Source organism: Lysobacter sp. Soil_C_15 (assembly GCF_057657315.1).
Map to the genome: position 1 here is coordinate 25,750 of NZ_JBDGIR010000010.1, position 18,287 is coordinate 44,036.

Consider the following 18,287-nt stretch of genomic DNA (forward strand, 5'->3'; position numbering starts at 1 on the left):
CGCGCCGCGCGCCGCAGCCTCAGTACTTCTTTTCCGGGGCGATGTCCTTGTACAGGCCGCCGCCGTCGATGAGACTGGAGAACTGCTGCGCCATCGCCATCAGGCCGCCGCCGCCGGCCAGCTGGCTCAGCGCGTCCAGGCGTTCCTGGAACTCGCGCGGCGCCGCGGTCGCCAGGTTTTCCGGACTCAGCGCCGAAGTCGGCCGCCGCCAGTCCAGGCCGTACAGCGGCGGCGCGTGGTCCAGCATGAAGCGGAACAGGTCGCGCCACGACGGCAACCGCACCTGCAGCACCAGGTGCAGGCTTTCTTCCAGATTCTGCTCGACCTTGTGCCAGTACCCGCGCGGCATGTACATCACCGAGCCGGGCAGCATTTCCACCGATTGCCAGCGTTCCGGCTCGCGGATCGGCGCCGGCGCCTTCAGTTGCATGGCCATTTCACGCGACGGCGACGAGGTGGGCATGCCGTTGATGGTCGGCCAGTCGACGTAGTCGTTGGGCGCCACGTGCCACAGCTTGCGGCCGCGGACCTGGACCACGAACACTTCCTGCGAGTCCCAATGCCAGGGAATGCCCTTGCCGCGCAGGGAGGTGAAGCCGTTGACCACGGTGGTGCCGGGGATCAATCCGAGCGACGCGTCCAAGGCGCGATGCCAGCGCCGGATCTCGTCGGTCTTCAGGTCGAGGATCTGGATGGTATTGCCGGCATGGAATTGCGCGACCGCATGGGCCGGGTCGGCGTCCAGCTCGATCCGGAAGCGTTCTTCGCGGGTGTAGTTGATATGGATCCCGCCGTCGTTGCCGGCTGCGCAGAAGGCGTCGATGTCGCGCAGCTCGGGCTGCGCCAGCAACGGCGCCAGCTCGGGCTTGGGGTGGTGCGAAACGTGCAGCTCGCCGGGCCATACCCTGGCCTTGAACTCCTGCGCCGACATCGGGGCGACGAGGCCCTCGAACAGGCGCGCGCATTCCGTCGTGGTCATCCTGGCCTCAGCGGTATCGGGAGTAGCGAAGGATTGCATGGATGGGCGGCGATCGCCACGGATCGCACCGGGCCGACTGTATGGCAGGTCTGGTCTTCTTGCCGTCTGGTACGTCTGCAATGCCGTTTTCCGACAACGGCGCCGAGGCGCCGCGATCGCGCGCCGGCGCCGGACGCGCGGATCCTCGTTCGCGGCACGCCCGACCGCGGCGCGACGCAATGCGCCGGGCGGCCCGGCTGCGCTGGCGCCTGCCGCGCCATCGCGCGTTCCATGTTGCGACGCGGCAATGAAAACGGCGGAGAAAACGCTTTTTGCTTGATCGGAATACCGCTTCTGTCCAGAAGATTGACAGCGCTGTCATGGCCGTGCCAAATCGGCCCCTGGCAGTCGAGGGGACGGGCAGCACCTGCCCGGCCATGCATCGTGGGCATTCGGGGAGGAATTTCGATGAAGCAAACGCGCGGCGCGCTGAAGCGCACTGTACTGACGTCCGCATTGCTGCTGGCGCTGGCCCAGCCGGCGTATGCGCAGAGCGCCGAAACGGCGGCCGGCGCCCAGGCCGCGGCGGAGGCCGGAGCGCAGAGCCGGCCCGGCGCCGCCGACGACGCGCGCACGCTCGACACCGTCGTGGTCACCGGCATCAAGGGCAGCCTGACCTCGTCGATGAACCTCAAGCGCGACGCGCAGGGCGTGGTCGACGGCATCGCCGCCGAAGACATCGGCAAATTTCCCGACACCAACCTGGCCGAAGCGCTGCAGCGCATCAGCGGCGTGTCGATCGACCGCAACGCCGGCGAAGGCTCGCGGGTGACCGTGCGCGGCGTCGGCCCCGACTTCAACATGGTCCTGCTCAACGGCCGGCAGATGCCGACCGCCACCGGCAGCCGCGCGTTCGAGTTCAGCGACCTGGCCGCCGAGTCGATTTCCGCGGTCGAGGTCTACAAGACCAGCCGCGCCAGCACCCCCGCCGGCGGCATCGGCGCGACCATCAACATCAAGACCGCGCGTCCGCTGGACAAGCCGGGCGTGCACGCCAATGTCGGCGTCAAGGGCGTCTGGGACACCTCCGACGACGATCTGCCGGGCGACCTGCGCGGCGATTCGGTCACCCCCGACGCCTCGGGCATCTTCAGCGCCACCTCGGCCGACGGCCGCTTCGGCATCGGGCTGAGCGCCAATTACCTCAAGCGCGAGTCCGGTTCGGCCTCGGCCTTCGTCGCCGCGGGCAACGGCTGGCGACCGTTCCTCGATACCCCGCTGGCCAGCGGCGAGGGCTCGGGTTCGGCCTTGCCGCTGCCGGGCCAGCCGGGTTCGGAGAACATCGCCAACCGGCCCGGTCCGAACGACGTCTACTCGATGCCGCAGAGCCTGGGCTACAGCGTCAACTCGGTCAAACGCGAGCGCCTCAACGGCCAGCTGACCCTGCAGTGGGCGCCGACCGACAACCTCACCACCACGCTCGACTACACCTATTCGCAGAACAAGATCGAGCAAATGCGCCACGACATGTCGGTGTGGCTCAACTTCACCCCCGGCATGAGCTCGTGGACCCCGGGCTCGGGTTCCTCGCCGCTGATCTACGACGAGCGTTACAACGGCAATTCCGACTTCGCCAACGGCGCGGGCAAGAGCGCGATCAAGCGCGAGAACAAGTCGCTGGGCCTCAACGTCGACTGGCGGCTGAGCGACGACTTCAGGCTCAACTTCGACTACCACCGATCGACCGCCGATTCCTCGCCCGACAGCCCGTACGGCTCGAACAACACCCTGGCCAGCGCCGGCTTCTTCCGCGCCGGCAACACCATCGATTTCAGCCGCGATTTCCCGGTCCTGACCCTGCACCTGCCGAACGGGATGAGCGCGATCGACCCGGCGCAGATGCTGGTGACCGGGTCGGTGTTCCGGAACGAGCGCGAGCGCGCCCAGATCGAGCAGTTCCAGGCCAGCGGCGAATACCAGTTCCAGAACTATTCCAAGCTCGACTTCGGCGTCGCTTCGACCGACTATAAGAACCGCTCGGCCTTCACCCACGTCCAGCTCGACACCTGGGGCGGCGCCACCAGCCCCAACGACTACCCGGACTCGGTGTGGAAGCTCGCCCGCATGGGCGACTACTTCCGCGACGTCGGCGGCGCCAACGACCCGCGTTTCACCGACGCCTTCTTCCTGTTCGACTTCGACCAGGTGCGGCAGATGGCCGAAGACGCCTGGGTGGCCAGCGGCAAGGGCGTGCGCGACGACTACCGCGCCTCGTTCGACTACAGCGGCGCGCGCGTGCCCGGCAGCGCCGCCAACCGCACCGTCGGCGACAGCCGGGTGCGCGAGGAGTCGCGCAGCTTCTATCTGCAGTGGAGCAACAGCTTCGATTGGAGCCTGCCGGTGCACGTCGCCGCCGGGGTGCGCTACGAGCGCACCAAGGTCAAGGCCTCGGCCCTGCAGCCGGCGCCGGTCGGGATCGACTGGGTCGCGGCCAACGAGTTCATCATCCGCTACTCCGGCTCGCAGTTCCGCGAGCTGGACGGCGACTACAAGTACTGGCTGCCGGGCCTGGACGTGTCGGTCGACCTGCGCGAGGACATGAAGCTGCGCGCCAGCTACGGCGAGTCGATCGGCCGGCCGAACTGGAACAACCTCAACCCGGCGCTGAGCGTCGGCGGCCAGGCGCGCTTCGACGGCGGCGGCGGCGGCGCCGGCAACCCGGCGCTCAAGCCGTTGGAGTCGCGCAACTTCGACCTGTCCTACGAGTGGTACTACGGCGAATCCAGCTACCTGTCGCTGGGCTACTTCCGCAAGAAGATCGACAATTTCATCGCCGACCAGGTCAGCCGGCAGACTCCGTATCCCGACCTGCACACCCCCGCCGGCGGCGCCTACTGGAACCAGGCCATCGGCGCCGGCGGCTGCGCGAGCACCGATCGGCCGTGCATCCGCAACTACATCCTCAACACCTACAACGGCCAGCCCGGGGTGGTCAGGACCGGGACGGATGCCAACGGTTTCCCCACCGGCACCATCAGCGGCCTCGGCGCCGATCCGGTGCTGGCGTTCAACATCACCCAGCCGGTCAACAACCGCGCCGATACGCTCGACGGCTGGGAGTTCAACATCCAGCACGTGTTCGGCGAATCGGGCTTCGGCCTGGCCGCGAACTACACCATCGTCGACTCGGGCCTGACCTACAACAACGGCAGCCTGGGCACCCAGTTCGCAATGACCGGTCTCAGCGATTCTGCCAATCTGGTCGCGTTCTACGAAAAAGGGCCGTGGCAGGCGCGCGCTGCCTACAACTGGCGCGACGAGTTCCTGACTTCGCTGGGCGACGGCAAGGGCGCCAACCCGATCTACGTCGAGGCTTACGGTCAGTTGGACATGAACGTCAGCTACGCGGTCAGCGACAATCTGGTGCTGTCGCTGGAAGGCATCAACGTGACCGACGAGACGATGCGCACCCGCGGGCGCAACAAGCGCCAGCTGTACTCGTTCGACCAATACGGACCGCGCTACATGTTCGGCGTGCGCTACAAGTTCTGAGCGCGGTCTTCGGTGAAGCCGCCGCCGCGCTGCGCCCGCAGCGCAGGCGGCGGCGCTGCGGCCGGCGCTGGTCCCGATCACGGAAATTCCGATGCCCCGAACCGTACTGCTCAACAACGTCGAGCACCACGACCTGCGCGTGATCACCGCGCGCGGCGTCCGCTACGGCGACGACGAAATGCTGGCGCCTGCCTGGTTCGGCGAGTTCCGCGAATTGCAGGCGCACTATCCGATCGTCTTCCAGAAAACCGCGGACGGCGGGTTTCGCTCGCTGGCGCTGCTCGGCCTGCGCCAGAACGAAAACCTGTTCCTGCAAGGCGCGGCGGACGAGGGCGGCGAACGCTGGGACGCGCACTATCTGCCGATGGCGGTCGAACGCCTGCCGTTCTGGATCGGCATCGCCGAGGACGAGCCGATGGTCCACATCGACCTGGATCATCCGCGGGTGGCGCGCGGCGGTACCGCGGGCCAGCCGTTGTTCCTCGAACACGGCGGCAGCACCGCCTATCTCGAGCGCGTGGCCTCGCTGCTGCGATCCCTGCACGAGGGGCTGGGCGAGGAGGCCGGTTTTCTGGCCGCGCTGCAACGCTACCAACTGCTGGAGCCGTTCGCGCTGGAGATCCGGCTGGACGAGCGCACTCAGCACCGGCTGTCCGGATTCCACACCATCGACGAGCGCCGCCTGCGCGGCCTCGACGGCGCGGCCCTGCATGCGTTGTCGCAGGCGGGGTACCTGGAAGCGGCCTACATGGCGCTGGCCTCGCTGTCGCGGTTGCGCGACCTGATCGACCGTCTGGAGCGCCGCCATGCCGCCGGTGGTTGAAGCCATCGAGGAGGTGCGCGGCGTCGACCCGGCCGCGCTGCCCGAGGCGCTGCTGCGCTCGGACCGTCCCTGCGTGCTGCGCGGCCTGGTGGCGCACTGGCCGCTGGCGCGCGCGGTCTCGGCGCAGGCGTCGGCCGATTACCTGAAGCGCTACGCCAGCGACGCGGCGGTGACGGTCAGCATCGCGCCGCCGGACGCCGACGGGCGCATCACCTATCGGCCGGACCTGCTCGGCTTCGGATTCGAGCAGCACAAGGCGTCGCTGTCCGGCGTATTGGACGCATTGCTGCGCCATGCCGGCGACCCGGCGCCGCCGACGATCTACGTCGGCTCGACCACCATCGACACCTGGTTGCCGGGCCTGCGTTCGGATAACGACCTCGGCTTCGGCGCGCTGCAGCCGCTGGCCAGCATCTGGATCGGCAACCGTACCCGCATTCCCGCCCACCAGGATGTGCCCGACAATATCGCTTGCGTGGTCGCCGGGCGCCGCAGGGTGACCCTGTTTCCGCCGGACCAGTTGCGCAATCTGTATATCGGGCCGCTCGACCGCACCCCGGCCGGGCAGGCGGTGAGTCTGGTCGATTTCGCCGCGCCCGATCGGCAGCGCTTCCCGCGCTTCGTCGAGGCGATGCGCCATGCGCAGGTCGCCGAGCTCGGGCCCGGCGACGCGGTGCTGATTCCGAGCATGTGGTGGCATCACATGGAGGCGCTCGACGCCTTCAACGTATTGGTCAACTACTGGTGGCGGCAGTCGCCGCGCTGGATGGATACGCCGATGAACGCGCTGCTGCACGCGATCCTGAGCGTACGCGACCTGCCGCCGGCGCAACGCGAGATCTGGCGCGAGGCGTTCCGCCATTACGTGTTCGAGGCCGATGCGGATACGCCGGCGCATATCCCGGAGGCCGCGCGCGGCGCGCTGGCGCCGTTGGACGAAACGCGCGCGAGAGAGCTGCGCGCGCGCCTGCTGCAGGGGCTGAATCGATGAGCGCGGTATCGTCGAACGCCGCGCGCTCGGCCGCCGCGCTGGCCTTGTCCGTCGCCCTGGCGCTGGCGCCGGGCGCGAGCCGGGCCGAGGGCTTCCTGCGCGCGCAGGGCCGGCAGATCGTCGACGCGCAAGGGCGGCCGGTGATCCTGCGCGGGGTCGGCCTCGGCGGCTGGATGCTGCAGGAGGGCTACATGCTCGGCCTGACCGGCCCCGGCATGCAGCACGCGATCCGCCGGCGCATCGTCGACCTGATCGGCGAGGAGGACGCCGAGGCGTTCTACCGGGCCTGGCTGGACAACTATGTCGGCAAGGACGATATCGACGCGATCGCGGCCTGGGGATTCAACTCGATCCGACTGCCGATGCACTACCAGCTGTACACGCTGCCGGTGGCCAAGGAGCCGGTGCGCGGACGGCAAACCTGGCTGGAGGACGGTTTCCGCCGCACCGACGCCCTGATCTCGTGGGCCAAGGCCAACGGCCTGTACGTGATCCTGGACCTGCACGCCGCGCCAGGCGGACAGGGCAACGACCTCAATATCTCCGACCGCGATCCGTCCGCGCCTTCGCTGTGGGACGAGCCGGCCAACCGCGACAAGATGGTCGCGTTGTGGCGCCGGCTGGCGCTGCGCTATCGCGACGAGCCCGCGGTCGCCGGCTACGACCTGATCAACGAGCCCAACTGGGGCTTCGCCGACGCGGACGACAAGAACGGCTGCAAGGAAGCCGGCAACGCACCGCTGCGCGAGTTGCTGGTGCGCACCACCGCGGCGATCCGCGAGGTCGACCGGCGCCACATCGTGATCGTCGAAGGCAATTGCTGGGGCAACAACTATCGCGGCGTGCTCGACGCCGGGTTGTGGGACGACAACCTGGTGCTGAGCTTCCACAAGTACTGGACCGGCACCGGCCGCGACAGCATCGCCGAGCCGCTGGCCCTGCGCGAGCGCTGGAACCTGCCGTTGTGGCTGGGCGAGACCGGCGAGAATTCCAACGACTGGTTCGCGCGCACGGTCGAAACGCTGGAGGGCGAGGGCATCGGCTGGGCCAATTGGCCGCTGAAGAAGCTGCGCTACAACAATCCGCTGCAGGTGGTCGCCAATCCGGGCTACGAGCGGGTGCTGGCGTACTGGGAAGGCCTGGGGCCGCGGCCGAGCCGCGCGCAGGCGCGCGAGGCCCTGCTGACCCTGGCCGGCCGCGACGTGCGCTTCGAGCACAACCTGCGCCGTGCCGATGTGGTCGACGCCTGGCTGCGCGCGCCGCGCGACGACCGCAGCCTGCCGTTCAAGCCGCACCGGATCGGGCGCGGCGGCGGCGAAGTGGCGGCGGTGGACTTCGACCTCGGCCGCAACGGCGTGGCCTACTTCGACCTCGACGCCGGCAACGAAAGCGGCAAGCCGAATGCGGACTGGAACCGATCGCAGCTGTACCGCAACGACGGCGTCGATATCGAACGCGACGGGGACGGCTTGCGAGTGGCGTCGATGCAGGCCGGCGAATGGCTCAAGTACACGATCGAAGCCGAGGCCGCCGGCGATTATCGGCTGAGCTGGCGCGGTACCCCGGGCCGGCTGCGGATCCGGGTCAACGGCGCAGCGTTGGCGCCGGCGCCGGCGGACCGGCCGCAACGCGCGGCCCTGCTGCGCGGGCGCAATACGCTGGTGGTCGAATCGGTGTCGGGCGCGCCCGCCGTCGCGGCGCTGCACTTCGAACCGATCGGCGCAAGCGCCGGAGCCGGCCGCTGATGCGCGTCCTGGTCAGCGACATCGGCGGCACCAACGCCCGTTTCGCCCTGGCCGAGCTGGACCGGGGCGAGCGGCTGCGGCACGACAGCGTGCGCGAATACCCGGCCGCGGGTTTCGCCAGCGCCGCCGAGGCTGCGCGCCATTTCCTCGAGGAGTCGGGCGAACGGGTCGACGCCGCGGTGTTCGCGGTGGCCGGACGCGTGCGCCGGGAGGAGGCGCGCATCACCAACCATCCCTGGCAGATCCGCGCAGCGGACATCGGCGCCGCGCTGGGCACCGCGCGGGTCGCGCTGATCAACGATTTCGCCGCCCAGGCGATGGCGATCTCGCGCTTGCGCGCCGGCGACGTGGCTGCGGTCGGAGCGGTCGACTGGCCCGGCTTCGACATGGCGGCGGCGCAGACCTACGCGGTGATCGGCCCCGGCACCGGCCTGGGCGTGGGCGGCCTGCTGGTGCGCGAAGGCCGCTGCTTCGCCCTGGAAACCGAGGGCGGCCACGCCGGTTTCGCGCCGTCGCGGCCGCGCGACATGGCGGTGCTGGAATGCCTGATGCGCCGTTACGGCCGAGTCTCGTGCGAGCGGCTGGTGTCCGGGCCCGGCCTGGCCAATCTGTACGCCGCGGTCTGCGAACTGGAAGGCGCCGCCGCCGAGCCGTGGTCGCCGGCGCAGATCAACGCTCAGGCCGCGGCCGGCGATGCCCGCTGCCGGCACGCGGTGGAGCTTTTCTGCGCCGCCTTCGGCTCGATGGCCGGCGACCTGGTGCTGACCCTGGGCGCCTGGGACGGCGTGTTCCTGGCCGGGGGCGTGGTGCCCAAGCTGCTGGATGCGTTGCGCTTGGACAGCTTCCGCGACGCGTTCGAGGCCAAGGGCCGGTTCGCCCCGGCGATGGCCGAAGTGCCGTCGCTGGCGATCGTCCACGCCTGTTCCGGCCTGCTCGGCGCCGCGGCGCACGCGGCGGAGACGTATCGCGGCACGATGCGCGCCTGAGCGGCGCGAGCGACGGCGGCGCTCGCCGCGATCCGAGCGGGCGGAGCAACCGATTGCAGCGAGGCGGAGCGTCGGTGCGGTTTGCTCAACGCGGCTGCGCCGACCCGCGCGCCGAATCAGCCCAAGTCCACCGCGCGTCCGCCGACATGCACCTGGACCACGCGCAGCTGCGCGTCCAGCACCACCAGGTCGGCGCAGGCGTCCGGTTCGAGCCGGCCGCGGTCGCTCAGGCCGAGGTAGTCGGCCGGGAAGGTCGAGACGCGTTGCGCGGCGTCGGCCAGGTCCAGGCCGACCTCGACCAGGTTGCGCAGGGCCTGGTCCATGGTCAGCGCGCTGCCGGCCAGCGAGCCGCTGGCCAGGCGCACGCAGCCCAGGCATTTGTGCACGCGCTGCGAGCCCAGGGCGTACTCGCCGTCGGGCATGCCGGTGGCGGCGGTGGCGTCGGTGACCGCGTACAGGCGCGGGATCGCCCGCAAGGCCATCCGGATCGCGCCGGGGTGCACATGCTGCAGGTCGGGAATCAGCTCGGCGTACTCGGCGTGGGCGAGGGCGGCCGCGGCGATGCCGGGCCGGTAGTGATCGACCCCGGTCATGCCGTTGAACAGATGGGTGAAACCGGCCGCGCCGGCGCGCAGCGCCGCCAGGCCTTCCTCGTAGGTGCCGGCGCTGTGGCCGATCTGGACCCGGATGCCGATCGCGTTCAAATGCGGGATCAACTCGGTATGGCGGCCGATCTCCGGCGCCAGGGTCAGCACCCGTATCGGCGCCAGCGCGTGCAGGCGCTGCACCGATTCCACAGTGGCCTCCACGGTCAGCGGCGGCTGCGCGCCGAGCCTTCGCGGGCTGATGAACGGCCCTTCCAGGTGCACCCCGAGCATGCGCGCCGCATCCGCGGCGGGCTCGGCGATGGCCGCGGCCAGGCCGCGCAGGGCGTGGGCGATGTCGGCCTCGGCGGCGGTCATGGTGGTGCCGAGCAGAGCGGTGGTGCCGTGGCGCGCGTGGGCGCGGGTCACGGTGCGCGCGGCGTCGCCGCCCTGCATCAGGTCGACCCCGGCGGCGCCGTGCACGTGCAGGTCGATGAATCCGGGCAGAACGATGGCGTCGCCGTCGCCATCGTCGCCGGCGACGTCCTCGATGGTGCGGATCCTGTCGTCGAAGGCGATGCGGCCGCGACGCCAGCCGGCGGGGGTCAGGATGCGGCCTTGCAGGCTGCGCAGTTCGTTCACGGCGTAGGCTCGGCGATGATCAGCTCAATGCCCAGCCGTTGCAGACCCTCGCGGTAGCGGTCGTCGATGCCGGGGTCGGTGATGATGGCGTGGATCTGGTCGAGGCGGGCGATGCGGTGCAGGCTGACCCGGCCGAATTTGGACGCGTCGGTCAGCACCACGATCCGGCGCGCGCGCTCGACCATGCGGTGGTTGAGGCGGGCTTCGGCCTCGTCGTGGGTGGTCAGGCCGAACTGCAGGTCCAGGCCGTCCACGCCGAGGAACAGGGTGTCGAAGCTGTAGGCGTTGAGGCTGGCCTCGGCCTGGCTGCCCTGCAGCGACAGCGATTGCTTGCGCAGCAGTCCGCCGCTGAGCAGCACGTCGACGCCGGGGGCGTTGGCCAGCTCCCAGGCGATGTTGAGGCCGTTGGTCATCACCGTGACCTCGCGATGGCCGCGCAGGTGGCGGGCCAGGGTCATGGTGGTGGAGCCCGAGTCGATGATGATGTTGTCGCCGGCCTGCACCAGTTGCGCGGCGCGCGCGCCGATGGATTCCTTCAGCGGCAGGTTCAGCGCGTCCTTCTCGTGGATGTCCTGCTCCTGCGGCGGCGTGCGCACCAGGCTGGCGCCGCCGTGGGTGCGGGTGGCCAGGCCCTGGGATTCGATATGGCTCAGGTCGGAGCGCACGGTCACGGCCGATACGCCGAAGCGTTCGACCAGTTCGGCGACCTGCACCGAGCCCTGCTCGATCAGGCATTGCAGGATCTGCTGCCGGCGGGAGCGGGTATTGCGCGTGGCCATCGGTGGGTCCGCAGGAGAGCGAAGAGAAGATTAGCCGTTTGCCGCGGCGCGGGCGCCGTGCCCGGCGTCGGACCCGGGCTCGGACTCCGCGGGCCGCGCGCCGGCCATGTTCGCCGAGCAGGCGCGGGCGTACTCGTCCAGGCACAGGCCGATGCGGTGCCGGACCCAGGCTTCGGGCGTGTCGGCCAGGGTGCCGGCGCGCAGCGCGCGGTATTGCTCGGGCAGGTACTGGCTGAGCAGATAGGCCGGCGGCGCATGCGCGCGCAGGTTGTCGAACAGGCGCCGCACCGCCGCGACCAGGGCCGGTTCGCCCCAGTAGTAGCGGCAGCGGTCGCTGAGCGCGTACAGGCGCAGCAAGTGCAGCTCGCGCTCGTCGCCGCGGTAGTGCTGCTGCCAATGGCGCGGCTGTTCGAGCATGCAGCGTTCCAGCACCTGGGGCAGGTCGGAGCGCTGCTCCTGCGGCAACAGTTCGGCCTCGATCGCGGCCAGCGCGAACAGCGCCTCGCGGTAGGCGAAGGTCGCGGCCGGGCCGACCTTGAGGATGGCGAAGTGGTCGCGCACCAGTTCGTGCAGGCCTTGCTCGCGCTGGTAGTCGGTGGAGTGCGCCTCGAACACGATCCTCGGCTGGCGCTCGAGGAAGTCGGCCAGCTCGCGCGCCGCGATCGGGTCGTAGTCGTGCACGCTGCTGTGGTCGAAGTCGACCCCTGGCTGCACCACCATCGCGATCACCCGCTCCCAGGCCGCGGCCAGGTCGGGCGCGGCGAAGGCCTCGCGATGGATCGCCAAGGTCTGCTTGGCCGCTTGCGGGGTGGTCACCTGCAGGCCGCCGGCCAGCGAGGCTTCGCCGCCGGGCACCGGCACTTCGGTGCCGATCACGTACACCGGCGGCGCCAGGCCGTGCGCGGCGGCGGTGCGTTCGGCGATGCGCGCCAGCTCGGCCGAACGTGCGGCGACCACGGCGTCGGGCAGCGGCGTGGGGTCGTCGGCGCAGGACATGCTGCAGTCCAGGTGGATCTTGTGGAAGCCGGCGGCGACATAGGCTTCGATCAGCACCCGCGCGTTGGCCATCGCTTCCGCGGCCGGGCGCTTCTGCCAGGCGTTGGGGCCCAGGTGGTCGCCGCCCAGCACCAGGCGGTCGCTGGGGAAGCCTTCTTCGCGCGCCAGCGCCAGCACGTAGTCGCGGTACTGCGGCGGGGTCATGCCGGTATAGCCGCCGAACTGGTCGACCTGGTTGGAGGTCGCCTCGATCAGAAGCAGGGTGTCGTGACGCAGGGCCACGTCCATCGCCGCGCGCAGCACCAGTTCGTTGCTGCAGCACACGCTGTACAGGCCGAGGTTGCGGCCCTGGCGGTGGGAGGCGATCAGCGATTGCACGGGCGACATGTGGAAACTCCAGCGCGGCGGAAAACGGAAGGGACGGCGCGAACTCAGGACAGGGCGGGACGCCAGGCCAGCAGGGCGGCGCCGCGGGCGCCGCCGGCGTCGCCGAAACGCGGCGGCACGATCGGCGGCACCTGCACGCCGTTGAACAGGTGCGCGGCGACCGCGGCCGGCAAGGCGTCGTACAACGGCGCGTGTTGCGACAGGCCGCCGCCGAGCACGATCACGTGCGGATCCAGGATCAGCACCAGCGCGGCCAGGCTGTGGCCGAGCAGGTCCAGGTGGACGGTCATGGCCTGGCGCGCGCGCGCGTCGCCGGCGTCGGCCAGGGCGATCACCGCGCCGGCGTCGGCGGCCGCGCCGCCGAGGTGGCCGTGCAGGGCGACCAGGCCGCTGCCGGAGACATAGCGCTCGACGCAGCCTCGCAAGCCGCAGGCGCATTCCAGCACCGGCAGGCCGTGGCTACGCAGCAGATGCGCCGGCACGCTCCAATGGCCCCACTCGCCGGCCAGGCCGTTGTAGCCGGCGACCAGGCGGCCGTGCAGGCAGTAGCCGCCGCCGGCGCCGGTGCCGAGGATCGCGCCGAACATGCTCGGATAGCCTTCGGCCGCGCCGCCGTGCGCCTCGGACAGGGCGAAGCACTGCAGGTCGTTGCCGAAATGCAGCGGACGGCGCAGGCGCGCCTGCAGATCGGCGGCGACGCCGTGGCCGGTCAGTGCCGGCACGTTGGCGCTGAGCTGGCGGCCGCTGCGGCGGTCGCGCACGCCCGGCAGGGCGATGCCGATCGCGGTGCCGGCCTGGCCGAGTTCGGCGTCGGCGTCGGCGACCAGCGCTTCCAGCGCGGCGAGGAAGCCGGCGTAGTCGCCCTGCGGCGTGGCGATGCGCCGGCGATGGCGCACCTCCAGCGCGGCGTCGCAGGCGACCAATTCGATCTTGGTCCCGCCGATGTCGATGCCGTAACAGATTCCGGAATGCGACGCTTCAGCCATGGTGGATGGTAACGCCCTGAACCACCCGGTTGACGGTGCCGTCCGGGAAGGGATTGTCCGGGGTCAGGCCGAGCGCGGCCGAGCGCTGCAGCGCGTACAACTGGGCGAAGATCAGCCACACCGGCGCCAGCCAGGTATCGTCCAGCGGCGGCGCGCGCAGGCTGTAGTCGTCGCCGCCGCCGATGTCGGAGTGCGGGCCGATCGCCAGCACCCGGCCGGCGACGCCGTCGCGGCGCAGTTCGTCCAGCAGGTCCTGCTCGTAGCGGCGCGCCAGCGCATCGGCGCTGCGCATCACCACCACCAGGGTGTCGCGGTCGAGGGTGGATTTGGGGCCGTGGCGGAAGCCCAGCGGGGTATTGGCCAGGGCGAGCACCCGCCCGGCGGTGAGCTCGAGCACCTTCAGCGCGGCTTCGCGCGCCAGCGCTTCCAGCGGGCCGCTGGCGAGGTAGATCACCCGGTCGAACGGACGTTGCGCCAGCGCGGCCGCCGCCGCATCCCATTGCGCCAGGCCTTCTTGCGCCAGTCCGGCCAACCGCTGCAGGCGCTCGCTGCGTTGCGGCCAGGGCGCGGCGTCGAACACGCTCAGCGCGGCCAGCAGCATGCAGCTCAGGCTGCTGGTCATGGCGAAGGCGCGGTCGCAGCTGGCCGCCGGCATCAGCAGGGTGCAGGTGTCTTCGCGGCCGACGCCGCGACGGGCCAACTCGCCCTCGGGGTTGCAGGTGATATCGAGAAAACGCGCGTGTACCACTTCGGCGCGCAGCAGCTCGACTGCGGCCACGCTTTCCGGGCTGGAGCCGCTGCGGGCGAAGGACACCAGCAGGGTCGGGCGGTCGCGCTGCAGGTACAGCGCCGGATGGGTCAGCAGGCTGGTGGTATGCAAGGCGCGCACTTCGGCCGGCCACTGCGCATTGATGCGGTCGGCGACCAGGTCGGCGATGAAGCCCGAGCTGCCGGCGCCGGTGAACAGCACGCGCTGGTTAGGGTCCTCGAGGCAGTCGCCGAGGAAGGCCTGCACGCGTTCGCGCGCCTGCGCCAGCTCCTCGGCCAGTCGGTTCCACAGGGCCGGTTGCTGGGCGATCTCGGCGGCGGTGTCGGCTCCGCCCAGGCGCTGCCAGGCGGACGAGTCGGGAAGCGGGGTGAGGTCCATGGAGGGTTCCTGTTGAGCGAGGGCAAGATCAGTGTTTTCTTTCGGAAAGTCAATTATCGAAAGTAAAACAAAAGAAATTGATCGGGCACGCTTTGCAATGATCCCATCGCTACGAAGCGAAAGATTGAACCTGAATGCCTTTCGTATAAGGCTTAATGGGCATTTTGAGCTAGTTTGGAAAGTATTGCGCCGCACAATCTTTCGTTTTCTTATAAAAATTCTTCCTTTTTCCTTTCAGTTTATTGACAGGTTTCGAAACCCTGCCCTAGAGTCGGTCGCAACATAGTTCGAACGCCCGTCGAGCGGGCCCTGGGGGCAAGGTGGAGTTCCGCGTGCGTCGTCCGCGACTGTCGATCGCGATCCTGGCTGCGCTGGTGGCGTCGGCGTTGCCGGTCGCGGCCGAGCCGGTCGGCAACCTGCGCGGCGTCAGCGCCGTCGCCGCTGCCACGCCGAGTTGGGAGCTGAGCACCGACACCGGCAGCGTGCTGCGCATCGAGGTGCTGGCCGACGACATCGTGCGGGTGCAGGCCGGACGCCGCGGCAAGCTGGCGCCGGCCGGCGACCAGGCCGCGCCGATCGTCTTGCCGCAACCGGCGGTCAAGCTCGCCGCCGCTCTGGAAGAGGACGCCGACGAACTGCGGGTGCGCACCGGCGCGCTGGTGCTGCACGTGCAGCGGCAGCCGTTGAAGCTGCGCCTGGAGCGGATCGACGGCGAGCGCCGCGTGCCGCTGTGGCAGGAACTGCAGCCGCTGGACCTGGACCCGGCGCAGAGCGTGCAGGTGTTGTCCTCGCAGGCCGACGAGGCTTTCTACGGCGGCGGCCAGCAGAACGGCCGCTACCAGTTCAAGGGCCGCGAACTGGACGTGTCCTATTCCGGCGGCTGGGAGGAGGGCGATCGCCCGAGCCCGGCGCCGATGCTGCTGAGCTCGCGCGGCTGGGGCATGTTGCGCAATACCTGGAGCGACGGCAGTTACGACCTGCGCCAGCCCGACCAGGCCACCTTGCTGCATCGCGAAGACCGCTTCGACGCGTACTACTTCGTCGGCGAACTGCCGCGCCTGCTCGAGCGCTACACCCGTTTGACCGGCCGCCCCGGCCTGCTGCCGCGCTGGGCGCTGTCCTACGGCGACGCCGATTGCTACAACGACGGCGACAACGGCAAAAAGCCCGGCACCGTGCCGGAGGGCTGGCACGACGGCCCCACCGGCACCACCGCGGACGTGGTCGAAAGCGTGGCCCGCCAGTATCGCGAGCACGACATGCCCGGCGGCTGGATCCTGCCCAACGACGGCTACGGCTGCGGCTACAAGCAATTGCCCGAGACGGTGAAGGGCTTGGCCAAGTACGGCTTCCGCACCGGCCTGTGGACCGAGAACGGCGTCGACAAGATCGCCTGGGAAGTCGGCACCGCCGGCAGCCGGGTGCAGAAGCTCGACGTGGCCTGGACCGGCAAGGGCTACCAGTTCGCGATGGACGCCAACCGCTCGGCGTTCGAGGGCATCCTGCACAACTCCGACTCGCGCCCGTTCCTGTGGACGGTGATGGGCTGGGCCGGCATCCAGCGCTACGCGGTGGCCTGGACCGGCGATCAGAGCGCGAGCTGGGACTACATCCGCTGGCACGTGCCGACCCTGATCGGCTCGGGCCTGTCGGGCATGGCCTATGCCACCGGCGACGTCGATGCGATCTTCGGCGGCAGCGCCGAAACCTATACCCGCGACCTGCAGTGGAAAGCCTTCACCCCGGTGCTGATGGGCATGTCGGGCTGGTCGTCCAATGCGCGCAAGCATCCGTGGTGGTTCGACGAGCCCTACCGCAGCATCAACCGGGACTATCTGAAGCTGAAGATGCGGCTGACGCCGTACATGTACGGCCTGGCGCACGAGGCCGCGCAGAGCGGCGCGCCGCCGGTGCGCGGGCTGATGTGGGATCACCCGCAAGACCCGCACGCCCGCGACGAAACCTACAAATACCAGTTCCTGCTCGGCCGCGACCTGCTGGTGGCGCCGGTGTATCGCAGCCAGGCCGCCAGCCGCGGCTGGCGCCGCGGCATCCACCTGCCGGCCGGGCGCTGGATCGACTATTGGGACGGCCGCAGCGTGCAAGCCGGCGCTGCCGGGCGCGAACTCGACCGCCCGGTCGACCTGGCCACGCTGCCGCTGTTCGTGCGCGCCGGGGCGATCGTGCCGATGCATCCGGCGATGCTGTACGACGGCGAAAAGCCGCTCGACGAGATCACGCTCGACCTGTATCCGCAGGGCGAGTCGCAGTACAGCCTGTACGAAGACGACGGCAACACCCGCCGCTTCGAACAGGGCGAGTCGAGCACCCAGCAGGTGCGGATGAGCGCGCCGGCGCAGGGCAGCGGCCCGGTGACAGTGGCGATCGACGCGGTCCAGGGCCAGTACCAGGGCCAGTTGGCGCAGCGTCGCTACGCCTTGCGCGTGCTCAGCCGGCAGCCGCCACGCGCGGTGTCGCTGGACGGCCGCGCGCTGCCGAAGCTGGCCGATGCCGCGGCTTGGCAGTCGGCGGCGGAAGGCTGGTATTTCGACCCGAACGAGCGCAAGGGCAGCGTGCACGTGCGCAGCGCCGCGGTCGATATCCGCAAGCCGCTGCGGTTCGCGCTCGACATTCCCGTCGCCGCGGCGGCTGCCGACGACGCTTATCCGGACGCGCCCAAACTGGGCCGCGCGCTGCCGGCCGACAGCCTGCTGGTGGTCAACCGCCCGGCCGAAGAGCCCGGCCATGCGCTGGAGAACGCCTTCGACGAAGATCCCAAGACTTGGTTCCGCAGCGTGCGCAACCAGGCGGTGCGCACCGGCGCGCACGAATGGACCATCGGTTTCGGCGAACGCAAGCTGATCGACGGCATCGAACTGGCGCCGCGCAACGACCAGCACTGGAAGCACGGCCAGGTGCGCGACTACGAGGTCTACCTGGGCGACAGCAACGGCGAGTGGGGCGAGCCGATCGCGCGCGGCCGCCTGCAGCTCAAGCGGGAACTGCAGCGGATCGATTTCCCGGCCCGCGCCGGCCGCCTGCTGCGTTTCCGCGTGCTCAGCGTGCAGAACCCCGACGGCGACGGCGCGTCCGGCGCCGACCCGATGGTCGTCGCCGCCCAGGGCGGCGCGGCGCGCGCGATCGATGCCTTGCAACCGCGCGACGTCGGCCCGATCGCCCTGTCGAGCTTCCACATCCTCGAACATCAACCACCGGAGCGGCCGGCACAGCAACGCTATCTCTCCGAGCTGCCGTTGCCGGCCGCGCTGGCCGACACCGTGCGCAGCGATCGCGCTTTGCGCGGCGGCGACGCGCTGCGCATGAACGGCCTGCTGTTCCGCCGCGGCCTCGGCGTCGGCCCGTCCAGCCGCCTCGACCTGCGTCTGCAAGGGCAGTGGCGCCTGCTGCGCGCCGACCTCGGCATCGACGACGCCTGCCGCAGCGCCGGCGGCCTGCAGTTCCAGGTCTGGGGCGACGGACGCCTGCTGTACGACAGCGGCCTGGTCAAAGCGCCCGGCGTGGTCAAGCCGGAACTGGACGTCCGCGGCCTGTCTTCCCTCAGCCTGCGCACGCTCGGCGCGCAGGGCAGCCAACCCGCCCAGGTCTGCGCCAACTGGGCCAACGCCGTACTGATCGGCCAGGAGGGCGATACCGCCAGCATCCTCGCGCCATGACCCACCACCACTGACGCCGAACACATAACACCGCTCC

12 protein-coding genes are annotated in these 18,287 nt (G+C 70.1%); 6 read left to right on the forward strand and 6 right to left on the reverse strand.

Annotated features, from left to right (window positions below):
- Positions 1–19: 19 nt before the first annotated feature.
- Entirely contained in the window at positions 20–979 is a 960-nt protein-coding gene (locus AC3A57_RS19620) for a JmjC domain-containing protein (protein WP_487580449.1), read from the reverse strand.
- Positions 980–1,426: 447 nt separating this feature from the next.
- Between AC3A57_RS19620 and AC3A57_RS19625 the strand changes: the two genes are divergently transcribed.
- From AC3A57_RS19625 to glk, 5 genes are all read left to right on the forward strand, one after another.
- Positions 1,427–4,510, forward strand: coding sequence for a TonB-dependent receptor (locus AC3A57_RS19625; protein WP_487580450.1), 3,084 nt, complete (start codon positions 1,427–1,429; stop codon positions 4,508–4,510).
- A 91-nt stretch (positions 4,511–4,601) separates the two neighbouring features.
- A complete protein-coding gene (locus tag AC3A57_RS19630; RefSeq protein WP_487580451.1) occupies positions 4,602–5,333 on the forward strand; it encodes a SapC family protein in 732 nt (243 codons plus the stop codon).
- Entirely contained in the window at positions 5,317–6,324 is a 1,008-nt protein-coding gene (locus tag AC3A57_RS19635) for a cupin-like domain-containing protein (protein ID WP_487580452.1), read from the forward strand. Before AC3A57_RS19630 ends, AC3A57_RS19635 begins: the two co-directional genes overlap by 17 nt.
- The gene (locus AC3A57_RS19640) at positions 6,321–8,069 is read left to right on the forward strand and encodes a cellulase family glycosylhydrolase (protein ID WP_487580453.1); all 1,749 of its coding nucleotides are present in this window, start codon (positions 6,321–6,323) and stop codon (positions 8,067–8,069) included. Before AC3A57_RS19635 ends, AC3A57_RS19640 begins: the two co-directional genes overlap by 4 nt.
- Positions 8,069–9,055 (forward strand): glucokinase, encoded by a 987-nt coding sequence (gene glk / locus AC3A57_RS19645; protein WP_487580454.1) that lies wholly within the window; start codon positions 8,069–8,071, stop codon positions 9,053–9,055. The genes AC3A57_RS19640 and glk overlap by 1 nt, the downstream gene beginning before the upstream one ends.
- Positions 9,056–9,171: 116 nt before the next feature.
- Here the strand turns inward: glk and nagA are convergent, their stop codons facing one another.
- Genes nagA through AC3A57_RS19670 form a run of 5 tightly spaced genes read right to left on the reverse strand, consistent with a single transcriptional unit; the run spans position 9,172 to position 14,576 of the window.
- Positions 9,172–10,281, reverse strand: coding sequence for an N-acetylglucosamine-6-phosphate deacetylase (gene nagA, locus AC3A57_RS19650; protein ID WP_487580455.1), 1,110 nt, complete (start codon positions 10,279–10,281; stop codon positions 9,172–9,174).
- Positions 10,278–11,060, reverse strand: a complete 783-nt coding sequence (locus tag AC3A57_RS19655) for a DeoR family transcriptional regulator (RefSeq protein WP_487580456.1) — start codon at positions 11,058–11,060, stop codon at positions 10,278–10,280. The genes nagA and AC3A57_RS19655 overlap by 4 nt, the downstream gene beginning before the upstream one ends.
- Before the next feature lie 30 nt (positions 11,061–11,090).
- Positions 11,091–12,443, reverse strand: a complete 1,353-nt coding sequence (locus AC3A57_RS19660) for a D-tagatose-bisphosphate aldolase, class II, non-catalytic subunit (RefSeq protein ID WP_487580457.1) — start codon at positions 12,441–12,443, stop codon at positions 11,091–11,093.
- Positions 12,444–12,487: 44 nt separating this feature from the next.
- The gene (locus AC3A57_RS19665) at positions 12,488–13,429 is read right to left on the reverse strand and encodes an ROK family protein (protein WP_487580458.1); all 942 of its coding nucleotides are present in this window, start codon (positions 13,427–13,429) and stop codon (positions 12,488–12,490) included.
- Entirely contained in the window at positions 13,422–14,576 is a 1,155-nt protein-coding gene (locus AC3A57_RS19670; RefSeq protein WP_487580459.1) for an SIS domain-containing protein, read from the reverse strand. The genes AC3A57_RS19665 and AC3A57_RS19670 overlap by 8 nt, the downstream gene beginning before the upstream one ends.
- A 320-nt stretch (positions 14,577–14,896) precedes the next feature.
- On the opposite strand from AC3A57_RS19670, the gene AC3A57_RS19675 reads away from it, so the two are divergent.
- Positions 14,897–18,250, forward strand: a complete 3,354-nt coding sequence (locus tag AC3A57_RS19675) for a TIM-barrel domain-containing protein (protein WP_487580460.1) — start codon at positions 14,897–14,899, stop codon at positions 18,248–18,250.
- Positions 18,251–18,287 lie beyond the last annotated feature (37 nt).